Source organism: Streptomyces phytophilus (assembly GCF_013870535.1).
Lineage (GTDB): Bacteria > Actinomycetota > Actinomycetes > Streptomycetales > Streptomycetaceae > Streptomyces > Streptomyces phytophilus.
Genome location: NZ_JACBXC010001372.1, coordinates 1 through 1,536 on the forward strand (window position 1 = coordinate 1; position 1,536 = coordinate 1,536).

The window sequence follows — 1,536 nt, forward strand, 5'->3', positions numbered from 1 at the left end:
CATGCCCTCGCCGAACGGCCCGTCCCGCAGCACCGTCGGCGGCACCAGCCCCCAGCCGGTGGCCTCGGAGACCTCGTACGCCGCGACCTCGCGCTGCGCCAGCGTCCCGTCCGGGAAGTCCCACAGCGGCCGCTCCCCCGCCACCGGCTTGTACACGCACTCCGCCGTGCGCCCGGCGTGGGCGACGGTGCAGAACAGGACCGCGTTCGACGCACCGCGGATGCGCCCGGCGACGGTCAGCTCGCCGCCGGTGAGCAGCGTGCGGGCCTCGTCGGGCGCCAGGGCGAGCGGGCTCACTCCCCCCGGCGGTATCCGTTCTGGCGCGGACATACGTGTCCCTCCGGGTCGAGCGGCAGGCTGCACAGCGGGCAGGGCGGCCGGCCGGCGTTCACCACGTCGTTGGCCCGCTTGGCGAAGGCGCGCGCCATCTGCCCGGTCAGGCGTACGCGCAGCATCGGCGGACCGTTCTCGTCGTCCTGCAGCAGCGCCTCCTCGGCCGCCGCCAGGTCCTCGTCGGAGTCGGCGTCCAACTCGACCAGGGCCTGCGCCTCGACGACCATGCGATCGCTCTCCGCGTCCCACGCCAGCGCCATCGTGCCGACCCGGAACTCCTCCTCGATGGGGGCGTCCAGGGGCGCGGTGTCGGACAGCTCGGCGGGGGCGACGGCGGGCACCTCGCTGGTGCCGCCGCTGCGCCGTACCACCTCGTCGAGCAGCTCGTCGATCCGCTGGGCCAGCGCGGACACCTGCGCCTTCTCCAGCGCAACGCTGGTCGTGCGGCCGGACTTGGACGCCTGCAGGAAGAAGGTGCGGCGCCCCGGCAGCCCGACCGTGCCGGCCACGAAGCGGTCCGGCGGGTCGTAGAAGTAAACCTCACGCGGCACGTGCTGCTCCGATTGCTCGTCTCCTGTACGGGATCCGCTGCGGGACGGATCCGACCACCCTACTGCGACAGCTGATCATCGGGGATCAACCGGCTCCAGCACCGCCGCCCACCTCCGCGGCGGACGCGTCCGCCGCGCTCTGCCCCGTGCCCCGCTCCCCGCTCTCCCCCTCCGGACCCGCCTCCGCGTCCGGCTCTGCGGGCGGCGGCGGGGCGAGTCCGTCGAGCCGGCCGGTGTCGCCGAGGAGCAGCACGAAGGGGCGCAGCGGGGTGTAGCGGATCGCGGTGACGGAGGCGGGGCCGACGGCGATGCGCTGGAAGAGGTCGAGGTGCATCCCGAGGGCGTCGGCGACGACGGACTTGATGACGTCGCCGTGGCTGCACATCACGTACAGCGCCTCGGGGCCGTGCTCGGCGGTCACGGTGGCGTTCCACTCCCGTACCGCCTCCACGGCGCGCGCCTGCATTGCCCGCATCGTCTCGCCGCCGGGGAACCCGGCCGCCGACGGGTGCTGCTGCACGGTGGCCATCAGCGGCTCCGCCGCCAGCTCGGCGAGCTTGCCGCCGCTCCACTCGCCGTAGTCGCACTCGGTCAGCCGCTCGTCGACGTGCACCGGCAGTTCCGGGCGGGCGGCCAGCAGCGGCTTCAGCGT

Annotated in this window: 3 protein-coding genes; all 3 read right to left on the reverse strand. The window is 74.3% G+C overall.

Features of this window, described 5'->3' with window-relative positions:
• Positions 1–330, reverse strand: a 330-nt coding sequence (locus H5J30_RS32475; RefSeq protein WP_508471080.1) for a protein kinase family protein, incomplete at its 3' end; no start/stop codon positions are given.
• Positions 294–884: a DUF3090 domain-containing protein gene (locus tag H5J30_RS32480; protein ID WP_181791235.1), complete on the reverse strand. Its 591-nt coding sequence runs from the start codon at positions 882–884 to the stop codon at positions 294–296. The genes H5J30_RS32480 and H5J30_RS32475, both read right to left, overlap by 37 nt.
• A gap of 85 nt (positions 885–969) precedes the next feature.
• A partial coding sequence (locus tag H5J30_RS32485) for an MSMEG_4193 family putative phosphomutase (RefSeq protein WP_181791237.1) occupies positions 970–1,536 on the reverse strand: 567 nt, incomplete at its 5' end.